The organism is Brevundimonas lenta, assembly GCF_014196335.1.
GTDB lineage: Bacteria > Pseudomonadota > Alphaproteobacteria > Caulobacterales > Caulobacteraceae > Brevundimonas > Brevundimonas lenta.
Genome location: NZ_JACIDM010000001.1, coordinates 1413822 through 1433454, shown reverse-complemented (window position 1 = coordinate 1433454; position 19633 = coordinate 1413822). Strand labels below are relative to the sequence as shown.

Genomic DNA, 19633 nt, shown 5'->3' with positions numbered 1-19633 from the left:
TCAGGCTTCGTCGTCGCCCTCGAAAATCTGGACCGGACCCGAGTCCATGCCCTTGGCGTCCACGTCGCGATCGACGAACTCGATCACGGCCATGGCGGCGTTGTCGCCGTGGCGATAGCCGGCCTTCATGATGCGGATGTAGCCGCCGTTACGGTCGGCGTAGCGCGGGCCGATCGTTTCGAACAGCTTGCCCACCTGCGGCACGTCACGGACGTGGCTGATGGCCTGACGACGAGCGTGCAGGTCGCCCTTCTTGGCGAGGGTGACCAGCTTCTCGACGAAGGGACGCAGTTCCTTCGCCTTGGGCAGGGTCGTCGTGATCTGCTCGTGCTTGATCAGCGACGCCGCCATGTTGGCGAACATTGCGGTCCGGTGGCTGGCCGTACGACCGAGCTTACGATAGGCGGCGCCGTGGCGCATCGGGGTCTCTCCTACTCAACCCGGTTTCCAGAGGACTGGACCTGGGCCTTCTCATTCTAACCGCTCCGCAGCCCCCTCGATTTCGGGGCCTTGGGCGGAGGGTTGAAACTAGATCTGGTCGTCGAACTTCTTGGCCAGGTCTTCGATATTTTCGGGCGGCCAGTTCGGCACGTCCATGCCGAGCGACAGGCCCATCGTCGCGAGAACTTCCTTGATCTCGTTCAGCGACTTGCGGCCGAAGTTCGGGGTGCGAAGCATTTCGCCCTCGGTCTTCTGGATCAGGTCGCCGATGTAGACGATGTTGTCGTTCTTCAGGCAGTTGGCCGAACGGACCGAAAGCTCGAGTTCGTCGACCTTCTTCAGCAGGGCCGGGTTGAACGGCAGGTCGGGCTTGCCGTCCGCCGCTTCCACAGCCTTCTTCGGCTCGTCGAAGGTGATGAAGATCTGGAGCTGGTCCTGCAGGATGCGCGAGGCGTAGGCCACCGCGTCAACCGGCGAGACAGCGCCGTTGGTTTCGACTTCCAGCACCAGCTTGTCGTAGTCGAGCGACTGACCCTGACGGGTCGGCTCGACGCGATAGGCGACGCGCTTGACCGGCGAGTACAGGGCGTCGACCGCGATCAGGCCGATCGGGGCGTCTTCCGGACGGTTGAACTCCGAAGCGACATAGCCCTTGCCGTTCTGGACGGTCAGTTCCATGCGCACCGAAGCGCCGTCGTCCAGCGTGCAGATGACGTGATCCGGGTTCAGAACCTCGATGTCCGCGGGGACGTCGATCTGGCCGGCGGTCACTGCGCCCGGGCCGGTGGCGCGGAGCGTCATGCGCTTCGGGCCCTCGGCGTGCATGCGCAGCGCCAGTTGCTTGATGTTGAGCACGATGTCGACGACGTCTTCCCGCACGCCTTCCAGCGACGAGAATTCGTGGACGACGCCGTCGATCTGGATGGCCGTCACCGCCGCGCCTTGCAGCGACGACAGGAGGACCCGGCGCAGGGCGTTGCCGAGCGTCACACCGAAGCCGCGTTCCAGGGGCTCAGCGACCAGGCGCGCCTTGCGCTGGGGGTCGGAGCTCGCCTCGATTTGCGGCTTCTCGGGACGGATCAGCTCTTGCCAGTTACGTTCGATCATGGATGTCCCTCGAAAACGGAGTTCGCCGGTCCCTCGCTCCTCGTCAGGGCGGCAGGACCGGCGGAGAATTAGTCGGTCGTGTTCGCTTAGACGCGGCGGCGCTTGGGCGGACGGCAACCGTTGTGCGGCATCGGGGTGACGTCACGGATGGTCGTGATCGTCATGCCGACGGCCTGCAGGGCGCGCAGGGCCGACTCGCGGCCGGAACCCGGACCCGAGACGTTGACTTCCAGCGTCTTCACGCCGTGTTCCTGCGCCTTCTTGCCTGCGTCTTCAGCAGCCATCTGGGCAGCATAAGGGGTCGACTTACGCGAACCCTTGAAGCCCATGTGACCGGCCGAGGACCAGGAGATCGCGTTCCCCTGGGCGTCGGTGATGGTCACCATGGTGTTGTTGAAGCTGGCGTTCACGTGAGCGACGCCCGACGTGATGTTCTTGCGCTCGCGCTTCTTTACGCGACCCGGTTCCTTGGCCATCGGTCAGGTCTTTCTCTTACTTCTTCTTGCCGGCGATCGGCTTGGCCGGACCCTTGCGGGTACGTGCGTTGGTGTGCGTGCGCTGACCGCGGACCGGCAGGCCCTTACGGTGACGCAGGCCGCGGTAGCAGGCCAGGTCCATCAGGCGCTTGATGTTCATCGACGTCTCGCGGCGCAGATCGCCCTCGACGGTGTGATCGCGGTCGATCGTTTCACGGATCTGCAGCACCTCGGCGTCGGTCAGTTGGTTGACGCGACGGGCCGGCTCGATACCGACCTTGGTGGTGATATCCTTGGCGGCGTGAGCGCCGATGCCATGGATGTACTGCAGCGCGATTTCGACGCGCTTGTTGGTCGGGATGTTGACGCCAGCGATACGGGCCACGAAGCTCTCCAAATACGCGTTGGCGGACGCAACAAACGCTCCGGTCAACAGACCAGGAGCGTTACGCGCCCTTCGCGGAAGCGGGCCTTATACAGGGGATTCACGGCGCGTCAACGGTTTGCTCGCGTTCAACCGCGTGTCCGTTGTCTTCCGAACTCGATGGTCACCGTCACCCCCTGATCCTCGACCACCACGCCGTTCCGCGTCGGGGGGCGGAATCGATAGTAGGTCGTGGCCACGGACATTCCGGCCGCGCCGAAGCCGTCGCCGGGCGGCGATTCGCTGATGATGCGGCAGCGGTTCAGCCGGGTGTCCGCACCGATCTTGCAGTTCACCACGGCCACGCCCGACCGCCCTGCCCGCAAGGCCTGGGGCGGATGGCTGGAGCGGAGCTCGCCGACCGTGGGGCCGCGCAGGAACCGCGGCGGGGTCATGCCGGAGCCGGGGCCGTCGCCCTCGCCGGTTCCGCTGCCCGTGCCGGTCCCCTGCCCGCCCTGCCCCATGCCGGACGTCGGCGAGGCGATGGGCGCGACGCCGACGACCAGGGCGGGCTCGGGCGCCTGCACCCGGGGCGCGGGCACTTCGGGCGGGACCGGTTCGCGCGGCGGCGGCGGGACATGGATTCGCGACGGCGCGGCGGGCGCGCCCCCGCCGGCCACGGGCGAGAGCTTCGCCGGTTCAGGCGGCGGCGGAGGTGGAGGCGGGACCGGCGGACGGACCAGAACCACGTCGAACGGCGGCAGGGGCGGAATGAAGGGCGGCGACGGCGCGCCGCGGCTGATCGCCAGGAAGACGACGAGGTGCGCGGCGACGATGCCGCCGACGATGCCCGCGTTGCGAAGCCCGCGGCGTTTAAGGATCTGGAGTCCCCTGGTCACGCGTTCGGTGTGCCACATGCAACATGAACGCACGGCGCCGGGGAACGGCAGCCTCCGGTCACCCGGGGTGGATCAGGCCAGTGCGCCGTCCAGGGCGCCCGAGACGGCGTCGATCGAGCCCATGCCGTCGATCTCGACCAGCTTGCCCTGCGCTTCGTAGTACGGAAGCAGCGGCGCGGTCTGGCGATTGTAGACGGCCAGACGGTCCTTGAAGGTGTCGGGATTGTCGTCCGGACGGCCCTGCTCGGCGAAGCGTTTCGCGATACGGGCGGTCAGGGCCTCGTCGTCGACCTTGAGGCGGACGACGCGGTCGATCTTCGCGCCGCGCTTTTCCAGCATGGCGTCGAGCGCCTCGGCCTGGGCGACGGTGCGCGGGAAGCCGTCGAAGATGGCGCCGCCGGCGGCCTCGGCCTCGGGCAGGCGGTCCTCGATCAGGGCGATGACGATCTCGTCGGTGACCAGATCGCCGCGCGCCAGCACGTCCTTGACCGTCAGGCCCAGTTCCGAGCCGGAAGCGATGGCAGCGCGCAGCATGTCGCCGGTCGACAGCTGGACCATGCCGCGCGTCTCGACCAGGCGCTTGGCCTGCGTGCCTTTGCCGGCCGCAGGCGGCCCGAACAGGATCAGGTTCATGGCCGCCCCTCCGGCTTCAGGTTAGCGGCGCGCCGGCGCCGTAGCGCCACGGCCGCGGCCACGCAGCTTGGCCTTCTTGATCAGGCCTTCGTACTGGTGCGCCAGCAGATGCGACTGGATCTGCGCCACGGTGTCCATGGTCACCGAGACCACGATCAGCACCGAGGTGCCGCCGAAATACAGGCCGTTGCCAAAGTTGGCGACGACGATCTCGGGCAGCAGGCAGACGGCGGTGATGTAGGCGGCGCCGATCACGGTCAGACGGGTCAGGACGTAGTCCAGATACTCGGCCGTGCGCTTGCCCGGACGGATGCCCGGCAGGAAGCCGCCGTACTTGCGCAGGTTCTCGGCCGTGTCCTCGGGGTTGAAGGTGATCGAGGTGTAGAAGAAGCAGAAGAAGATGATCAGGACCGCGTACAGCACGCTGAACAGCGGCTGGCCGTGCTGCATCTGGGCCGTGACGAGCGGCAGCCAGTCCATCCACGACGGCAGGTTCGCGTTCGCGGTCATCTGGGCGACGGTCGCCGGCAGCATCAGCAGCGACGAGGCGAAGATCGGCGGGATGACGCCGGCGGTGTTGACCTTCAGCGGCAGGAACGAACGTTCGCCCCCGGCCATGCGGTTGCCTTCCTGGCGCTTCGGATACTGGATCAGAAGGCGGCGCTGGGCGCGCTCCATGAAGACGATGAAGACCACCACGGCCACCGCCATCGCGGCGATGAACAGCAGGGCGAAGGCCGACATCTGACCCTGTTGGGCCAGGCCGAACAGGCGGGCGACGGTGCCCGGCAGGACGGCGACGATGCCGGCGAAGATGATCAGCGAGATGCCGTTGCCGACGCCGCGGGCCGTCACCTGCTCGCCCAGCCACATCAGGAACATGGTGCCGCCCGTCAGGACGGTGATGGTCGAGATGATGAAGAACAGGCCCGGGTTATCAACGAAGCCCGGCGAGGCGTTCAGGCTGATGGCGATGCCGGCCGACTGGAACAGGGCCAGCACGACGGTCAGGTAGCGGGTGTACTGGTTCAGCTGCTTGCGGCCGCTTTCGCCGCCTTCCTTGCGCAGCTTTTCCCACGGCGGATACACAGCGCCCAGCAGCTGGACGATGATCGACGCCGAAATGTAGGGCATCACGTTCAGGGCGAAGACCGCGAAGCGCTCGACCGCGCCGCCCGAGAACATGTTGAACATGTCCAGGATGCCGCGCTGGCTGTCCGGGTTCTGGAAGAACGCCAGGAAGGCTTCGGAGTTGATGCCCGGAACCGGCACATAGGTGCCGATGCGGTAGACCAGCAGGGCAAGAAGCGTGAACAGCAAACGTTTGTGCAGCTCGGTCGCACGCGCGAACGAGCCCATGTTCATATTTGCTGCAAGTTGTTCGGCGGCCGAAGCCATGTGTCGTCACCCCGACTGATCAGAACGCGGCGCATCGAACTTCGAGTCCGGGCCCCGCGTCCAGATAGGAGAAGGGCGCCCCCGTGGCGAGGGCGCCCTGCAGCTTTTTACTTCGCGGCCGTGCGCTTGGCGCGGGCCGAGACCTTGTTGGCGTCGCCCAGCGGAGCCTTGGGAGCCGGAGCCTTGCCCTTGGCGGCGTTGCGCTTTTCGACGCGGGCAGCGGCCTTGGCTTCAGCAGCGATTCGCTCCTGAACGACCGAACCGCCGGCGGCTTCGATGGCCTTGATCGCGCCGGCCGTGGCCGACCAGACGACCAGGTTCAGCTTGCCCTTGATTTCACCGGTGCCCAGCAGACGGACGCCGTCCTTGACGCGGCGGATCACGCCGGCGGCGACCAGGGCTTCGCCCTTGATCTCGCCCTTGATGTCCAGCTTGCCGGCGTCGATGGCGTCCTGCAGGCGCCACAGGTTCACTTCAGCCAGCTTCAGCGCGTTCGGATTGTTGAAGCCGCGCTTCGGCATACGCATGTACAGCGGCATCTGGCCGCCTTCGAAGCCGCCGATGGCGACGCCCGAACGCGACTTCTGACCCTTGACGCCGCGACCGGCGGTCTTGCCCTTGCCCGAGCCCGGGCCACGGCCGACGCGCATGCGCTTCTTGTGGGCGCCTTCGTTGTCGCGGATTTCGTTCAGTTTCATGTGCCTGATCCTTTCGGGTTCTAGCGCCAGCCCGAAGGACTGACTCGGCGTTGATGTCTGTATCGCGCTCCGGACGGGTCCGGAACGCAAGGAAGGGCGGCCTATAGCCGCCCCTGCCCTGCCGCCGCAAGCGGCGACTTGATGAACCCGCCCCCGAAGAGGCGGGCTCAGCTTACTTTTCGACCACTTCCACCATGTGCGCGACCTTGGCGATCATGCCGCGGACCGACGGGGTGTCTTCCAGCGTGGACTCGCGGCCCATGCGGTTCAGGCCGAGACCGGCCAGGGTGGCGCGCTGATCCGACTTGCGGCGGATCGGGCTGCCCGTCTGGCGGACGGTGACGGTGGCTTTGGATTCAGTCTTGGCCATGATCAGCTCTCGATGGCTTCGGGCGCCGAGGCGCCGTCGTTACGACGACCCATCAGATCCGCGACCTTCTTGCCGCGCTTGGACGCGACCTGACGGGGCGAGGATTGAACCTTCAGGGCTTCGAAGGTGGCGCGGATCATGTTGTACGGGTTCGACGAACCGGTCGACTTGCCGACGACGTCCTGGACGCCGAGGGTTTCGAGGACCGCACGCATCGGACCGCCCGCGATGACGCCGGTCCCGGGAGGGGCGGCGCGCATCATGATCTTGCCGGCGCCCCAACGGCCGTTGCCGTCGTGGTGCAGGGTGCGGTTCTCGCGCAGCGGAACCTTGATCATCGTCTTCTTGGCTTCTTCAGTCGCCTTGCGGATGGCTTCCGGCACTTCGCGCGCCTTGCCGTGACCGAAGCCGACGCGGCCCTTGCCGTCGCCGACGACCATCAGGGCCGCGAACGAGAACCGGCGGCCGCCTTTGACGGTGGCTGCGACGCGGTTGATGTGCACCAGCTTCTCGACGATGTCCGAATCCGGACCGTCGACAGCGGGAGCGTTGCGGTTGTCACGACGGTTGCGATCACCGCCGCCGCCGCGTTGGGGTTGTTGCGCCATCTGTCGCGTCCCTTAGAAGTTCAGGCCGGCTTCACGCGCGGCTTCCGCCAGCGCCTTCACCCGTCCGTGATAGATGTAACCGCCGCGGTCGAAGACGACGTCCTTGACGCCCTTCTCGATGGCGCGTTCGGCGATCAGCTTGCCGATGGCGGCGGCTGCAGCGACGTCCGAGCCCTTGGAGCCCTTGCCGGTTTGCAGCGACGAGGCGGCGGCCACCGTGACGCCCTGGGCGTCGTCGATGATCTGGGCCGAGATGTGCTTGTCCGAACGGTGCACCGACAGGCGCAGACGGCCGTTGGCGACAGCCTTCAGGCGACGACGGGTACGCTCGGCGCGGCGCTTGGCTTGCTGTTGAAGAGAGAGAGCCATGACTTACTTCTTCTTGCCTTCCTTGCGACGGACCTTTTCGCCCGTGTAGCGGACGCCCTTGCCCTTGTAGGGCTCCGGCGGACGCAGCTTGCGGATGACGGCGGCGATCTGACCAACGGCCTGTTTGTCGGCGCCCGAGATCTTGATCTCGGTCTGCTTCGGCACTGCGAAGCTGACGCCTGCCGGCGGTTCGATGTCGACGTCGTGCGAGAAGCCGAGCTGCAGCGACAGGGCGTTGCCCTTCATCGCAGCGCGATAACCCACGCCGACCAGGTCGAGGGACTTTTCGAAGCCCGTGGTGACGCCAACGACCATGTTGTCGACCAGGGTGCGCGACAGGCCCCACATGGCGCGGCCACGCTGGGTGTCGACGCGCAGGCCGAGGGTCAGACCCTCTTCACCTTGCGAGACTTCGATTTCCTCGGCGACGGTCCAGGAGCGCTCGCCCTTGGGACCCTTCACCGACACGGTCTGCCCATCGAGCGTGACAGTCACGCCCTTCGGAACAGCAACGATTTTCTTGCCGATACGGGACATCTTAGTAGACCCTGCAGAGAACTTCGCCGCCGACGTTCGCGTCGCGAGCGGCGGCATCCGACATGACGCCCTTGGACGTCGAAAGGATCGAGATGCCGAGGCCGTTCTTGATCGGCTTCAGATCGCTGATGGCCGAGTAGACGCGGCGGCCGGGCTTCGACACGCGGGCGATCTCGGCGATCACCGGCTGGCCGTCGAAGTACTTCAGCTCGATCTCGAACTGCGGGAACTCACCCGGGTTCTGAACCAGGTTGTAGCCGCGGATGTAACCTTCGTCCTGCAGCACGTCGAGGACGCGTTGACGGAGACGCGAGGCCGGGGTCAGCACCTTGGAACGCTTGCGGGTCGCGGCGTTCTTGATGCGAGCGATCATGTCGCTCAGGGGATCGTTGATCATCATATCTGTTGCTCCCCTTACCAGCTCGACTTCGTCAGGCCAGGAACCTGACCCAGGTTGCCGAGTTCGCGCAGGGCGATCCGGCTCATCTTGAGCTTGCGATAGTAGGCGCGCGGGCGGCCGGTCACTTCGCAGCGATTGCGAATGCGGTTCGGCGCCGAGTTGCGCGGCAGTTGAGCCAGCTTCAGGCGCGCCTCGAAGCGCTCCTCCAGCGGCAGGGACTCGTCGTTCGCGATCGCCTTCAGGGCGGCGCGCTTGTCGGCGTACTTCGCGACGAGGGCCTTGACCATCTCGTTACGGTTTACAGCGGACTTCTTAGCCATTGTGCTCTTCCCTTCCCGCTCAGTTCACGAACGGGAACTTGAACTCGGTGAGGAGAGCCTTGGCTTCCTCATCGGTCTTGGCCGTGGTGCAGACGATGACGTCCATGCCCCACATCTGGTCGATCTGGTCGTAGTTGATCTCCGGGAACACGATGTGCTCCTTCAGACCGGTGGCGTAGTTGCCGCGACCGTCAAACGAAGTGCCCTTCAGGCCACGGAAATCCTTCACGCGCGGCAGCGCGATCGTGATGAACCGGTCCAGGAACTCGTACATCTGGTCGCCGCGCAGCGTCACCTTGCCGCCGATGATCATGCCTTCGCGCAGCTTGAAGCCGGCGATGGAGTTGCGGGCCTTGGTCGGCACCGCTTTCTGGCCGGCGATCGCGGTCAGATCCTTGAGGGCGGCAGTCGCCTTCTTGGAGTCAGCCACGGCTTCACCGATGCCCATGTTCAGGACGATCTTGTCGAGCTTCGGCGTCTGCATCGGGTTCGTGTAACCGAACTTCTCGGTCATCACGGCCTTGATGCGGTCGTTGTACTCGGCCTTGAGGCGCGGGGTGTATTTGGTGTCAGCCATCAGATGACGTCTCCCGTCGTCTTGGCGAAGCGGACCTTCTTGTCGCCTTCAATCTTGAAGCCGACGCGGGTCGCCTTGCCGTTGGCGTCGGCGATCGCGACGTTCGACAGGTGCAGCGACGCTTCCTTGTTCTTGATGCCGCCTTGCGGATCAGCCTGGGTCGGGCGCGTGTGGCGCTGAACCATGTTGATGCCTTGCACGACGACGCGGTTTTCGGTCGGCAGGACCTTGGTGACCTTGCCGGTCCGGCCCTTGTCCTTGCCGGTCAGGACGACGACGGTGTCGCCCGATTTGATCTTGGCGGCCATGTTACAGGACCTCCGGAGCCAGCGAGATGATCTTCATGTGGTTCTTGGCGCGCAGTTCGCGGGGAACCGGGCCGAAGATCCGCGTGCCGACAGGCTCGTTCTGCTTGTTGACGATGACGGCGGCCGACTTGTCGAAACGGATGACAGAGCCGTCCTTGCGCATGATGTCCTTGGCGGTGCGCACGACGATGGCGCGAACGACGTCGCCCTTCTTCACGCGGCCGCGCGGAATCGCTTCCTTCACCGAGGCGACGATAGTGTCGCCCACCGAGGCGTAGCGGCGCTTGGAGCCGCCCAACACCTTGATGCACATGACCCGGCGAGCGCCCGAGTTATCGGCGACCTCCAGGTTAGTTTGCATCTGGATCATGAGATCCGATCCTTCTTCTTACGAAGCCGAGGCGGAGGAGTCCGACAGGACTTCCCAGCGCTTCAGCTTGGACTTCGGGGCGCACTCGACGATGCGGGCCAGGTCACCGACCTTGAGGGCGTTCGCTTCGTCGTGGGCGTGATACTTCTTGGACAGACGGACGGTCTTCTTCAGGACCGGGTGCAGCAGGGTGCGCTCGACCTTGACGACGACGGTCTTGTCGCCCTTGTCGGAGACGACCACGCCTTCGAGAATACGTTTCGGCATCGGTGTTTCCTTAACCCGCCGCGCGGTTCGCACGCAGAAGCGTGGAAATGCGGGCGATGTCCTTGCGCACTTCCGAGACCCGGTGGGTCTTTTCCATCTGGCCGGTGGCCGCCTGGAAGCGCAGGTTGAACTGTTCCTTCTTGAGCTTGAGCAGCTCGTCGGCCAGTTGGTCCGGGGTCTGGGACCGGAGATCAGCGATCTTGGTCATCAGGCAGCAGCCTCCACATGGGCGATGCCGGCGTCGAGGCGGGTGACCACCTTGGTGCGGACCGGCAGCTTGGCGGCGCCGAGGCGCAGCGCTTCGCGAGCGATGTCGTCCGGCACGCCGTCGATTTCGAACAGGATGCGGCCCGGGTGGCAACGCGCGGCCCAGTGGTCCACGGCGCCCTTGCCCTTACCCATCCGGACTTCAGCCGGCTTGCCGGTGACCGGCAGGTCCGGGAAGACCCGGATCCAGACGCGGCCCTGACGCTTCATCTGGCGGGTGATCGCGCGGCGGGCCGCTTCGATCTGACGCGCAGTGATGCGTTCCGGTTCAACGGTCTTGAGACCGTACGAGCCGAAGTTCAGCGAGAAACCGCCCTTGGCCGAGCCATGGATCCGGCCCTTGAAGGCCTTGCGGTACTTGGTCTTTTTCGGTTGCAGCATGACTTAGCTCTCACGTCCCCGGTCGCGACGCGGACCACGATCCCCACGGGGACCGCCGCGCTCGCGGCCTTCGTTCGACGACGGGCCGGCAGCTTCCTGGGCCCAACGCTTGTCCTGGGCCATCGGATCGTGCTCGAGCACTTCGCCCTTGAAGACCCACACCTTCACACCGATGATTCCGTACGTCGTCTTGGCTTCAATGAAGCCGTAGTCGATGTCGGCGCGCAGGGTGTGCAGCGGCACGCGGCCTTCGCGGTACCATTCCATGCGGGCGATTTCAGCACCGCCGAGGCGGCCCGAAACGTTGATGCGGACGCCCTTGGCGCCGAGGCGCATGGCCGACTGCATCGCGCGCTTCATGGCGCGGCGGAACGCGATACGGCGCTCCAGCTGCTGTGCGATGTTTTCAGCGATCAGCTGCGCGTCGGTTTCCGGCTTGCGGACTTCGACGATGTTCAGGTGAACCTCGCCTTCGGTCTGGGCCGAGATGTCCTTGCGGAGCTTCTCGATATCAGCGCCCTTCTTGCCGATCACGACACCCGGACGGGCGGCGTAGATCGTCACGCGGCACTTCTTGTGCGGGCGCTCGATGATGATGCGCGACACGCCGGCGGCCTGCAGACGTTCCTTGAGCCACGTGCGCAGCTTCAGGTCCTGGTGCAGGAGCTTTGCGTAGTCCGCGCCGCCGGCGAACCAGCGGCTGTCCCACGTACGGTTGACGCCGAGGCGCAGACCGATCGGATTGACTTTCTGACCCATCAGGCGGCCTCACCAGCTTCGCGGACCACGATGGTGATCTCCGCGAAAGGTTTCAGGATGCGCGACGAGCGGCCACGAGCGCGGCTCGCGAAACGCTTCATCACCAGGTTCTTGCCCACGAAGGCCTCGGCGACGACGAGGTTGTCGATGTCGAGGTTGTGGTTGTTTTCGGCGTTCGAGACGGCCGAATACAGGACCTTGCGGACGTCGGTGGCGATGCGCTTACGGCTGAATTCCAGCTCGTTCAGCGCCTTCTGCACCGGCAGGCCGCGGATCGACTGGGCGACCAGGTTCAGCTTCTGAGGGCTGATCCGGACGTTTACCAGCTTGGCGCGGGCTTCGGTCGGGGCGACCCGACGGGGGTTCTTGGTCTGGGCCATGGATTACTTCCTCTTGGCCTTCTTGTCCGCCGCGTGGCCCGGGAAGTTCCGGGTCGGGGCGAACTCGCCGAACTTCATGCCGACCATCTCTTCAGAGACCGACACGGGAACGTGCTTCTGGCCGTTGTGGACGCCGAAAGTCAGGCCCACGAACTGCGGCAGGATGGTGGAGCGGCGCGACCAGGTCTTGATCACGTCCTTGCGGCCCGACGTCTGAACGGCGTCGGCCTTCTTGAGCAGATACCCGTCGACAAACGGGCCTTTCCAGGAGGAGCGGGCCATTCTTAGCGAGCCTTCTTAACGTGGCGGGTACGGATGATGAACTTGTCCGTAGCCTTGTTCTTGCGGGTCCGGGTCCCCTTGGTGTCCTTGCCCCACGGCGTAACCGGGGTGCGACCACCAGAGGTCCGGCCTTCACCACCACCGTGCGGGTGGTCGATCGGGTTCATGGCGACGCCGCGAACGTGCGGACGGAAGCCCATGTGACGCTTGCGACCGGCCTTGCCGAGGTTCTGGTTCATGTGGTCGGGGTTCGAAACCGCGCCCACCGTGGCCATGCAGCCGTCCAGGACCATGCGAAGCTCGCCCGAGCCGAGACGGATCTGGGCGTAGCCCTGATCGCGACCGACCAGCTGGGCGTAGGCGCCGGCCGAACGGGCCAGCTGGGCGCCCTTGCCCGGCTTCATTTCGATGTTGTGGATGATCGTACCCACCGGCATCGAACGCAGCGGCATGGCGTTGCCCGGCTTCACGTCGACCTTTTCACCAGCCACGACCATGTCGCCCGCCTTCAGGCGTTGCGGCGCGATGATGTAGGCCTTTTCGCCGTCCTCATAGGTGATGAGGGCGATGAAGGCGGTGCGGTTCGGATCGTATTCCAGGCGTTCGACGGTCGCCGAGGCGAACTTGCGACGCTTGAAGTCGATCTTGCGGTACAGCGTTTTGGCGCCGCCGCCGCGGAAGCGAACGGCGATACGACCGCCCTGACCGCGTCCGCCCGACTTGGTCAGGCCTTCGGTCAGCGACTTCTCGGGACGGCCCTTGTGGAGCTCCGAGCGGTCGATCAGCACCAGGGCGCGGCGGCCCGGCGACGTCGGATTGTAAGTCTTCAAGGCCATCTGATCAGAGCCCCGTGGTGACGTCGATCGACTGGCCTTCAGCCAGCGTCACGATCGCTTTTTTGATGTCGACCCGACGGCCCATGATGCCGCGGAAACGCTTGGTCTTGCCCTTCTGGACGAGGGTGTTGACCTTCAGCACGTTGACCTTGAACAGGGCTTCGACCGCAGCGGCGATCTCGTCCTTCGAGGCGTTGTCCGCGACGCGGAAAACGACCTTGTTCTGTTCCGACAGGATCGTGGCCTTCTCGGTGATCACCGGAGCCAGGATGGTGTCGTAGTGACGCGCGGTGGGTTGTGCGCCGGCCATTACGCGGCCTCCTTCACAGAGAAGCGCGCCTCGATGGCTTCAACAGCCGCCTTGGTCAGCACCAGCTTGTCGGCCCGCAGGATGTCATAGACGTTCAGGCCGGCGTTCGGCAGCACGTCGATGTGCGGGATGTTGCGAGCGGCCAGGCCGAAGTTCACGTCGACTTCCGGACCAGCGATGATCAGGGCCTTGGCCCAGCCCAGCTTGCCGAAGGTTTCGCGCAGCGAGGCGGTCTTGGCTTCCTTGACCGAGACGGTGTCGACGACGACCAGGTCGCCGGCCTTGGCCTTCGACGAGAGCGCGTGACGCAGGGCCAGGGCGCGAACCTTCTTCGGCAGCGAGAAGCCGTGGTCGCGAACGACCGGACCGAAGGCGCGCGAACCACCAACGAACTGCGGTGCACGGCGCGAACCGTGACGAGCGCCGCCGGTGCCCTTTTGCTTGTACATCTTCTTGCCCGTACGAGAGTTCTCGTTGCGGGTTTGAACCTTGTGCGTACCGGCGCGGCGCTTGGCCAGTTGCCAGTTGACGTAACGGGCCAGCAGGTCGCCGCGGATGTCGGTGATGCCGAAGACGGCGTCCGACAGCTCAACGTCGCCAGCAGCCTTGCCGTCGAGTTTGATGACCGAGAGTTTCATTACGCTTCACCGCCTTCGGTCGCTTCGACGGCCGGGGCTTCTTCAGCCGGCGTCTCAGCGGGTTGAGCAGCCGCGGCCTTGCTCGACTTGACGCCGCCCGGGAAGGGAGCGTCGGCCGGACGGGCCTTCTTCACGGCGTCGCGGATCTTGACCCACGTGCCTTCGTGACCGGGGACAGCGCCCTTGATCATGATCAGGCCGCGGTCGGCGTCGACGCGGAAGACGGTCAGGTTCTGGGTCGTGACGACTTCCTGACCGAGGTGGCCGGCCATCTTCTTGCCCGGGAACGTACGGCCCGGGTCCTGACGGTTACCCGTCGAACCGTGCGAGCGGTGCGAGACCGACACACCGTGCGTGGCGCGAAGACCGCCGAAGTTCCAGCGCTTCATGGCGCCGGCGAAGCCCTTACCGATGGTCTCGGCCTGGACATCGACCTTCTGGCCGGCGACGAAGTGGTCAGCCGAGAACTCGGAGCCCACATCCATCATCGCGTCCGCATCGATGCGGAATTCAGTGACATAGGCCTTCGGTTCCACTTCCAGCTTCGCGAAAGCTTCGCGTTGAGCCTTGTTGGTGTTCTTGGCCTTTTTGGTGCCAGCGCCCAGCTGGAGAGCGACGTAGCCGTCACGCTCCTGGGTACGTTGGCCGACGACCTGGCAGCCGTCGAGCTGCAGCACAGTGACCGGAACGTGCGCGCCGTCATCGGCGAACACGCGGGTCATGCCCAGCTTCTTGGCGATCACGCCCGTGCGCATCGGATCCCGCCTCTTTCTTCTTAGATCTTGATCTCGACGTCCACGCCGGCGGACAGGTCGAGCTTCATGAGCGCGTCCACGGTCTGCGGGGTGGGGTCGACGATGTCGAGCACGCGTTTGTGCGTGCGGATTTCAAACTGCTCGCGCGACTTCTTATCGACGTGCGGAGAGCGGTTCACGGTGAACTTTTCGATCAGGGTCGGCAGCGGGATCGGACCACGAACGGTCGCGCCCGTGCGCTTGGCGGTGTTGACGATCTCGCGCGTCGAAAAGTCGAGGACGCGGTGATCGAAGGCCTTGAGCCTGATGCGGATGCTTTGATCCATATCGGTAGCTATTCCCAAGCAGGCGAACCTGCGTCCCTGTGAACCATTTCAAAGACCGGAGTCCTTGGGCTTTCGAGAAGCCCTCAGAGTACGCACGTCCGCAAAAACGATCGGCCCACGCAGGTCACCCGCGAAGGCCGCTGAAGTCCTGAAGCGCTGCAAAGAACAGTAACTCAGGTCGTTCCTGCGGACCGCGTCTGCACCCGGGGGTGCACAGCCGGTCCAACAAGAGTGGGGGCTTATGCCGATTGAGTCCCTTCTCGTCAAGCGGCGAAAACGAGGCAGGGCCTTATTCTTCGGACATCCGCCCGATCCCGGCAGGAGCCCTCCCCTTACATAGATATAGAGTGCGTCCGAACCGGGTCGGCGATTGCCCCGAACTCGCGCCAGGGGCGCCGGCGCAGCGCTCTACCCCCGGTTTATGACGTCCGGTTGAACGAACGGCACTATACGTCCACACGTGTGCCGCATCTGCGCCACAATGCGTGACGCAAGGGCAACAGTGCGTACAAGCCGCTGTTTTGTGACGGGTTTGTAATGGCCAAGCCTGAGAGGCCGCTGATAGCTCCACCGTATACCGGCGCGACTCCCCGACGCCGGAGACAACGGATAATAGAACAGTGAAGTCTCTCTTCCTCGCCACGGCCGCCGTGGCCGCCTTCGCCGCCGCCCCCGCCCTGGCCCAGGACGCCGCCGTCGGTTCGGTCGGCTCCAGCTACACGTACAGCGAAGCCGACGTCGCCGGTTTCTCGGGCGACGCTGACTCGATCGTCGTCGACGCTTCGTTCGCCGCCCCGGTCACGGCCGACTGGACCGTCAGCTTCGACGGCGGCATCACCATCAACCTCGGCGACGAGCCGGGCACCGACGACTCGAGCCTGAACGGCCGCGTGCACGTCAGCCGCACCTTCGGCGACGTCCGCGTCGCCACCTTCGCCGGCGCCGCCGACGGCGGTGAAGCCAACCTGTGGAGCTTCGGCGCCCAGGCCCAGACCTACATCGACAACATCACCCTGACCGGCGGCTTCGCCTACGAGACCCCGGAAGGCGTGGACGCCGACATCTGGAGCCTGAACGTCGACGGCGCCTACTATGTCAGCCCCACCCTGCGCCTGAACGCCGGCGCCGGCTGGACCACCGCTGAAATGGGCGGCCTGGACACCGACGCCTGGACGGCCAACGTCGGTGGCGAATACCAGATCGCCAACACCCCGTTCAGCATCACGGGCGGCTACACCCACGCCGAGCTGGAAGACCTGGACCTGCAGATCGACACCCTGAACGTCGGCCTGCGCTACACCTTCGGTACGGACCTGCAGTCGCGCGAACGCGCGGGCGCCGATCTGGGCCGCACCGTCGCCGGCATCGGCGGCCTGGCCAGCGTCTTCTAAGGACCCTCCAGTCCCGAAGGCATGGGAGCCCCGGCGGAGCGATCCGCCGGGGCTTTTCGTTGCCCGGAACAGGCCCGGACAGGCAAGTTTATTACGGGAGATTGAGGTAGCGGCGCTATAAGTCCGCACATGCGCCGCACCACCGCCACATTGCGTGACGCAAGCGCCACAACCCACACAAGTCACTGTTTTATGACGGCTTTGTAATGGCCAAGCCAGAGAGCCGGCTGATAGCTCCACCGTATACCGGCGCGACCCCCGACGCCGGAGAACAATGGAAATCACAACAGTGAAGTCTCTCTTCCTCGCCACCGCCGCCGTGGCCGCCCTCGCCGCCGCCCCCGCTCTCGCCCAGGACGGCGCCACCGTCGGTTCGGCCGGCATCGCCTACGCAAACAGCCAGGCTGACATCGGCCCGTTCGAAGCCGAAGGCGAAGGCGCCGTGGGCGACGTCTCGGTCGCCACCGTGGTCGGTGACTGGACCCTGACCGGCGCCACCCAGGTGACCTATGCGGATTCCGACGCCGACTTCGGCGACAACGTCGACGTCTCGGGCTCCGTCCACGTGACCCGCGAGTTCGGCAATGTGCGCGCCGGCGGCTTCGTCTCGGGCACCGACGTCGGCGACACCCTGTGGACCGTCGGCGCCCAGGCCCAGACTTACCTCGGCAACGCGACCGTCGGCGGCGTGGCCTCGTACGGCACCGTCAAGAACGTCGACGTTTGGACCCTCGGCGCCGACGTTGGCTACTTCGTCACGCCTGACCTGCGCATCGACGCCAACGCCGGCTACAACTCGATCGACTTCGACGGCTTCGACACCGAGGCCCTGACCTACGGCGTGGGCGGCGAGTACAAGTTCGCCGGTTCGCCGGTCAGCGTCTTCGGCGGCTGGGATCGCGTCTCGCTGGACGACGCCGACCTGGACATCGACACCTTCTCGCTCGGCGTTCGCATCAGCTTCGGCGGCGACCTGAAGGCCCGTGACCGTTCGGGCGCGGACCTGGGCCGCAAGCTCGGCGGCGTGACCGGCGCTGTCGGCTTCCTGACCGACTTCTCGGTCGCCCCCTAAGCGCTATCAGCGTTGAACGACAGAAGCCCCGGCGGAGCGATCCGCCGGGGCTTTTCGTTGCCCGCAACGACTGAACGGCGGGCGCGAAAAAGGCCCGGGGGGTTCCACGCTCCCGGGCCTTCTCCGTCACGGCAGCTGCAGGGACTCAGCTGCCGATGCGAACGTCTCCACCGCCCATGATGGAGCGGCTGACCGAGCCGGTGGCGCGGGCGATGTTCACATCGCCGCCGCCCACGATCGAGACGTCGACATCACCGGCCACGCCGCCGAACTGGACGTCGCCCGAACCGGCGATGCTGACGTCAACAGTGGGCGAGGTCCCGTCGCGGACGTTCACGTCGCCCGAGCCGCCGATCGAGATGTCCAGCGGACCGTCGATGCGCGCCACGACCACATCGCCCGAACCGCCGATGGCGACATCCAGGCCGCGCGTGGCGCCGGCCGTGACCGAACCCGAGCCGCCGATGGCGACTTCCAGCGACGACGAGGTTCCGGCGCGCATGTCGCCCGACCCGCCGATGCTCAGCGACAGCGGACCTTCGACGTTGGCGATGTCCCAGGCGCCGCAGCCGCCGTTGCCCAGATCCACCGAGGTGGCGCCGCGGCCGACCGAGCCGAACACCGCGCCCTGGGCGTTGACGTTCACATCGCGCGGGGTGCGGATCACGATCAGCGGGGCGTCGGCCAGGTTGACCCGGCCGATGTCGCGGACCTCCGCCCAGGCGCCTTCGCCGGCGCGCTCGCCGCTGCCGTTATGGCAGCTGCGGATGCCGTCGTTGCCGCCGAACACGCTGCCGCGGCGCAGGCCGCCGTTGATGCGGACTTCATTGCCTTCGCGGGTCACAGTGATCTGCGGCAGGCGCGAATTGCCCTGCTCGACCTCGACGGCGACGTCGGTGCGATCCTCGACGATGACCGCGACGCGGGCCACGGCGTAGCGGATCTCGACCTCAGGCCCCTTGGCGAGGGCCGGGCCGGCGACGGCGGCCAGTGCGACGGCGGATACGGCGGATGCGATAGCGAGTTTCATGTGGTGGGAGCTCCCTTGCCCGAATGTGACGGAAAGGTGCGGCGGCTCCCGCTCTGAGTCACTTTAAATCGAGGTCATGACCTCGATGTAAGGTAGCGGTCGGAAACCCAGGCGTGGCGGGCGGGACAGACGACCTCTGACAAGCTTGTCAGGCGCGCAGCGCCCCCGCCCCGTCGGCGACACCGACCTCGGGCTCGAACTCGCGCTCGAAATGTTCGAGTCGGCTCTTCAACGCGCCCATCCGCTTCAGCGCCAGCGAGGCGGCCCAGCGAGCGGCCAGCTCCGGCGTCGCCATACGGTCGGTCATGCGCGGACGCGCGCCCCGACTGCGCAGCACGGCGTTGGTGTAGAGCGCGCCGTTGCGGAAGCGCGACGGCCAGGTCTGGAAGTCCATCGACAGGGAGACGCAGAACCGGTCGAGGTTCTCGACCCGGTGCGGGGCGTAGACCGGCCAGGTGAGCGCCTGCCCCGGCTCCAGATCCATGACCTGGGCGTCCTGTTCGAAGGCCAGGACGTAGGGCAGCTCCTCGGTCGTCTGGCGGGCGACGACCTGTTCCATGTTCCGCTCGGGCAGATGCGCCTCGTCGCCGGGATAGACGAAGACCCGCTTGCGGCCGCGCATGTGGAACAACACCACGCCGGCGGCGTCGAAATGATAGGGCACGCGGGCCTTGGGCGAGGACAGGATCAGCTGCCCGGCGTTGCGGACGGCGCGGAGGCCCGGATAGGCCGACTGCACCTTGCCGAACTCGGCCATGGCGGCGGCCCAGAGTTCGGGCCAACCGGTCTCGACTTCGCGCATGTTGACCCACAGTCGGCCCTGCTGGATCGCCTCCAGCAGTTCGCCGCCGTTCAGGCGGCCGCGCGCGCCGGTTCGCAGCGAGACCTGACCCTCGTCGTCGTAGTCGTACAGGTTGATGTCGAACAGGTCGGCCGGATAGCGGTCCAGCACGGCGGCCAGCGCCTCGTCGGTGGCGAAGCCCTGCTCGACCAGGCTGTGCGGATGGGCGCGGGCCTCGGTGATCGGACCGGAATAGCGCGTGCGGGCGTGGGTCATGGTCTGT

At 65.9% G+C, this 19633-nt stretch carries 32 protein-coding genes; 2 read left to right on the top strand and 30 right to left on the bottom strand.

The window, feature by feature from the left end; genetic code table 11:
• From rplQ to rpsJ, 28 genes are all read right to left on the bottom strand, one after another.
• Positions 1-420, bottom strand: coding sequence for a 50S ribosomal protein L17 (gene rplQ, locus GGR12_RS07190; protein ID WP_183203643.1), 420 nt, complete (start codon positions 418-420; stop codon positions 1-3).
• Between the two features lie 108 nt (positions 421-528).
• Entirely contained in the window at positions 529-1548 is a 1020-nt protein-coding gene (locus GGR12_RS07185; RefSeq protein ID WP_183203642.1) for a DNA-directed RNA polymerase subunit alpha, read from the bottom strand.
• Positions 1549-1634: 86 nt separating this feature from the next.
• A complete protein-coding gene (rpsK, locus tag GGR12_RS07180) occupies positions 1635-2024 on the bottom strand; it encodes a 30S ribosomal protein S11 (RefSeq protein ID WP_183203641.1) in 390 nt (129 codons plus the stop codon).
• Between the two features lie 16 nt (positions 2025-2040).
• Positions 2041-2409, bottom strand: coding sequence for a 30S ribosomal protein S13 (rpsM, locus tag GGR12_RS07175; protein WP_183203640.1), 369 nt, complete (start codon positions 2407-2409; stop codon positions 2041-2043).
• A 128-nt stretch (positions 2410-2537) separates the two neighbouring features.
• A complete protein-coding gene (locus GGR12_RS16825; protein WP_221212215.1) occupies positions 2538-3287 on the bottom strand; it encodes a TonB family protein in 750 nt (249 codons plus the stop codon).
• A gap of 72 nt (positions 3288-3359) precedes the next feature.
• Positions 3360-3920 (bottom strand): adenylate kinase, encoded by a 561-nt coding sequence (locus GGR12_RS07165; protein WP_183203638.1) that lies wholly within the window; start codon positions 3918-3920, stop codon positions 3360-3362.
• 21 nt (positions 3921-3941) lie between these two features.
• Positions 3942-5318 carry a preprotein translocase subunit SecY gene (gene secY / locus GGR12_RS07160; RefSeq protein ID WP_183203637.1) on the bottom strand — a complete coding sequence of 459 codons (1377 nt, stop codon included), beginning with the start codon at positions 5316-5318 and terminating at the stop codon, positions 3942-3944.
• 107 nt (positions 5319-5425) lie between these two features.
• Positions 5426-6016: a 50S ribosomal protein L15 gene (gene rplO / locus GGR12_RS07155; protein ID WP_183203636.1), complete on the bottom strand. Its 591-nt coding sequence runs from the start codon at positions 6014-6016 to the stop codon at positions 5426-5428.
• Positions 6017-6188: 172 nt separating this feature from the next.
• Positions 6189-6386 carry a 50S ribosomal protein L30 gene (gene rpmD, locus GGR12_RS07150; RefSeq protein WP_183203635.1) on the bottom strand — a complete coding sequence of 66 codons (198 nt, stop codon included), beginning with the start codon at positions 6384-6386 and terminating at the stop codon, positions 6189-6191.
• A 2-nt stretch (positions 6387-6388) separates the two neighbouring features.
• Positions 6389-6994 (bottom strand): 30S ribosomal protein S5, encoded by a 606-nt coding sequence (gene rpsE / locus GGR12_RS07145; RefSeq protein ID WP_183203634.1) that lies wholly within the window; start codon positions 6992-6994, stop codon positions 6389-6391.
• Between the two features lie 12 nt (positions 6995-7006).
• Positions 7007-7363 (bottom strand): 50S ribosomal protein L18, encoded by a 357-nt coding sequence (gene rplR / locus GGR12_RS07140; RefSeq protein ID WP_183203633.1) that lies wholly within the window; start codon positions 7361-7363, stop codon positions 7007-7009.
• Between the two features lie 3 nt (positions 7364-7366).
• Complete coding sequence (gene rplF, locus GGR12_RS07135) at positions 7367-7900, bottom strand: 50S ribosomal protein L6 (protein ID WP_183203632.1); 534 nt, start codon at positions 7898-7900, stop codon at positions 7367-7369.
• 1 nt (position 7901) lies between these two features.
• The gene (gene rpsH, locus GGR12_RS07130) at positions 7902-8300 is read right to left on the bottom strand and encodes a 30S ribosomal protein S8 (RefSeq protein WP_141626265.1); all 399 of its coding nucleotides are present in this window, start codon (positions 8298-8300) and stop codon (positions 7902-7904) included.
• Between the two features lie 14 nt (positions 8301-8314).
• Positions 8315-8620: a 30S ribosomal protein S14 gene (gene rpsN / locus GGR12_RS07125; protein ID WP_183203631.1), complete on the bottom strand. Its 306-nt coding sequence runs from the start codon at positions 8618-8620 to the stop codon at positions 8315-8317.
• A 19-nt stretch (positions 8621-8639) separates the two neighbouring features.
• On the bottom strand, positions 8640-9197 hold the full coding sequence (rplE, locus tag GGR12_RS07120) for a 50S ribosomal protein L5 (RefSeq protein WP_183203630.1): 558 nt from the start codon (positions 9195-9197) through the stop codon (positions 8640-8642).
• Positions 9197-9505, bottom strand: a complete 309-nt coding sequence (rplX, locus tag GGR12_RS07115) for a 50S ribosomal protein L24 (RefSeq protein WP_183203629.1) — start codon at positions 9503-9505, stop codon at positions 9197-9199. Before rplX ends, rplE begins: the two co-directional genes overlap by 1 nt.
• Position 9506: 1 nt before the next feature.
• Positions 9507-9875 carry a 50S ribosomal protein L14 gene (rplN, locus tag GGR12_RS07110; RefSeq protein WP_055832151.1) on the bottom strand — a complete coding sequence of 123 codons (369 nt, stop codon included), beginning with the start codon at positions 9873-9875 and terminating at the stop codon, positions 9507-9509.
• Positions 9876-9893: 18 nt separating this feature from the next.
• Positions 9894-10142: a 30S ribosomal protein S17 gene (gene rpsQ, locus GGR12_RS07105; protein WP_183203628.1), complete on the bottom strand. Its 249-nt coding sequence runs from the start codon at positions 10140-10142 to the stop codon at positions 9894-9896.
• Between the two features lie 10 nt (positions 10143-10152).
• Positions 10153-10350 carry a 50S ribosomal protein L29 gene (gene rpmC / locus GGR12_RS07100; protein ID WP_183203627.1) on the bottom strand — a complete coding sequence of 66 codons (198 nt, stop codon included), beginning with the start codon at positions 10348-10350 and terminating at the stop codon, positions 10153-10155.
• A complete protein-coding gene (rplP, locus tag GGR12_RS07095) occupies positions 10350-10790 on the bottom strand; it encodes a 50S ribosomal protein L16 (protein WP_183203626.1) in 441 nt (146 codons plus the stop codon). Before rplP ends, rpmC begins: the two co-directional genes overlap by 1 nt.
• A 3-nt stretch (positions 10791-10793) precedes the next feature.
• A complete protein-coding gene (gene rpsC, locus GGR12_RS07090; protein ID WP_183203625.1) occupies positions 10794-11549 on the bottom strand; it encodes a 30S ribosomal protein S3 in 756 nt (251 codons plus the stop codon).
• Positions 11549-11929: a 50S ribosomal protein L22 gene (gene rplV, locus GGR12_RS07085; protein ID WP_056450358.1), complete on the bottom strand. Its 381-nt coding sequence runs from the start codon at positions 11927-11929 to the stop codon at positions 11549-11551. Before rplV ends, rpsC begins: the two co-directional genes overlap by 1 nt.
• 3 nt (positions 11930-11932) lie before the next feature.
• On the bottom strand, positions 11933-12211 hold the full coding sequence (gene rpsS / locus GGR12_RS07080) for a 30S ribosomal protein S19 (RefSeq protein WP_183203624.1): 279 nt from the start codon (positions 12209-12211) through the stop codon (positions 11933-11935).
• A 2-nt stretch (positions 12212-12213) separates the two neighbouring features.
• Positions 12214-13047 carry a 50S ribosomal protein L2 gene (gene rplB, locus GGR12_RS07075; protein WP_183203623.1) on the bottom strand — a complete coding sequence of 278 codons (834 nt, stop codon included), beginning with the start codon at positions 13045-13047 and terminating at the stop codon, positions 12214-12216.
• A gap of 4 nt (positions 13048-13051) precedes the next feature.
• Positions 13052-13357 (bottom strand): 50S ribosomal protein L23, encoded by a 306-nt coding sequence (locus GGR12_RS07070; protein ID WP_056450366.1) that lies wholly within the window; start codon positions 13355-13357, stop codon positions 13052-13054.
• Positions 13357-13995 (bottom strand): 50S ribosomal protein L4, encoded by a 639-nt coding sequence (rplD, locus tag GGR12_RS07065; protein WP_183203622.1) that lies wholly within the window; start codon positions 13993-13995, stop codon positions 13357-13359. Before rplD ends, GGR12_RS07070 begins: the two co-directional genes overlap by 1 nt.
• Positions 13995-14750 carry a 50S ribosomal protein L3 gene (gene rplC, locus GGR12_RS07060; RefSeq protein WP_183203621.1) on the bottom strand — a complete coding sequence of 252 codons (756 nt, stop codon included), beginning with the start codon at positions 14748-14750 and terminating at the stop codon, positions 13995-13997. The genes rplD and rplC overlap by 1 nt, the downstream gene beginning before the upstream one ends.
• A gap of 20 nt (positions 14751-14770) precedes the next feature.
• Positions 14771-15076: a 30S ribosomal protein S10 gene (gene rpsJ / locus GGR12_RS07055; RefSeq protein WP_003164367.1), complete on the bottom strand. Its 306-nt coding sequence runs from the start codon at positions 15074-15076 to the stop codon at positions 14771-14773.
• Positions 15077-15696: 620 nt separating this feature from the next.
• Here rpsJ and GGR12_RS07050 point away from each other — a divergent pair.
• Positions 15697-16467, top strand: a complete 771-nt coding sequence (locus tag GGR12_RS07050; protein WP_183203620.1) for a hypothetical protein — start codon at positions 15697-15699, stop codon at positions 16465-16467.
• A 289-nt stretch (positions 16468-16756) separates the two neighbouring features.
• A complete protein-coding gene (locus GGR12_RS07045; protein WP_183203619.1) occupies positions 16757-17539 on the top strand; it encodes a hypothetical protein in 783 nt (260 codons plus the stop codon).
• A gap of 145 nt (positions 17540-17684) precedes the next feature.
• Here GGR12_RS07045 and GGR12_RS07040 read toward each other — a convergent pair whose 3' ends face one another.
• Both GGR12_RS07040 and GGR12_RS07035 read right to left on the bottom strand, forming a co-directional pair.
• Entirely contained in the window at positions 17685-18569 is an 885-nt protein-coding gene (locus GGR12_RS07040; RefSeq protein WP_183203618.1) for a GIN domain-containing protein, read from the bottom strand.
• Positions 18570-18717: 148 nt separating this feature from the next.
• Positions 18718-19626 carry a cupin-like domain-containing protein gene (locus tag GGR12_RS07035; protein ID WP_183203617.1) on the bottom strand — a complete coding sequence of 303 codons (909 nt, stop codon included), beginning with the start codon at positions 19624-19626 and terminating at the stop codon, positions 18718-18720.
• Between the last annotated feature and the right edge of the window lie 7 nt (positions 19627-19633).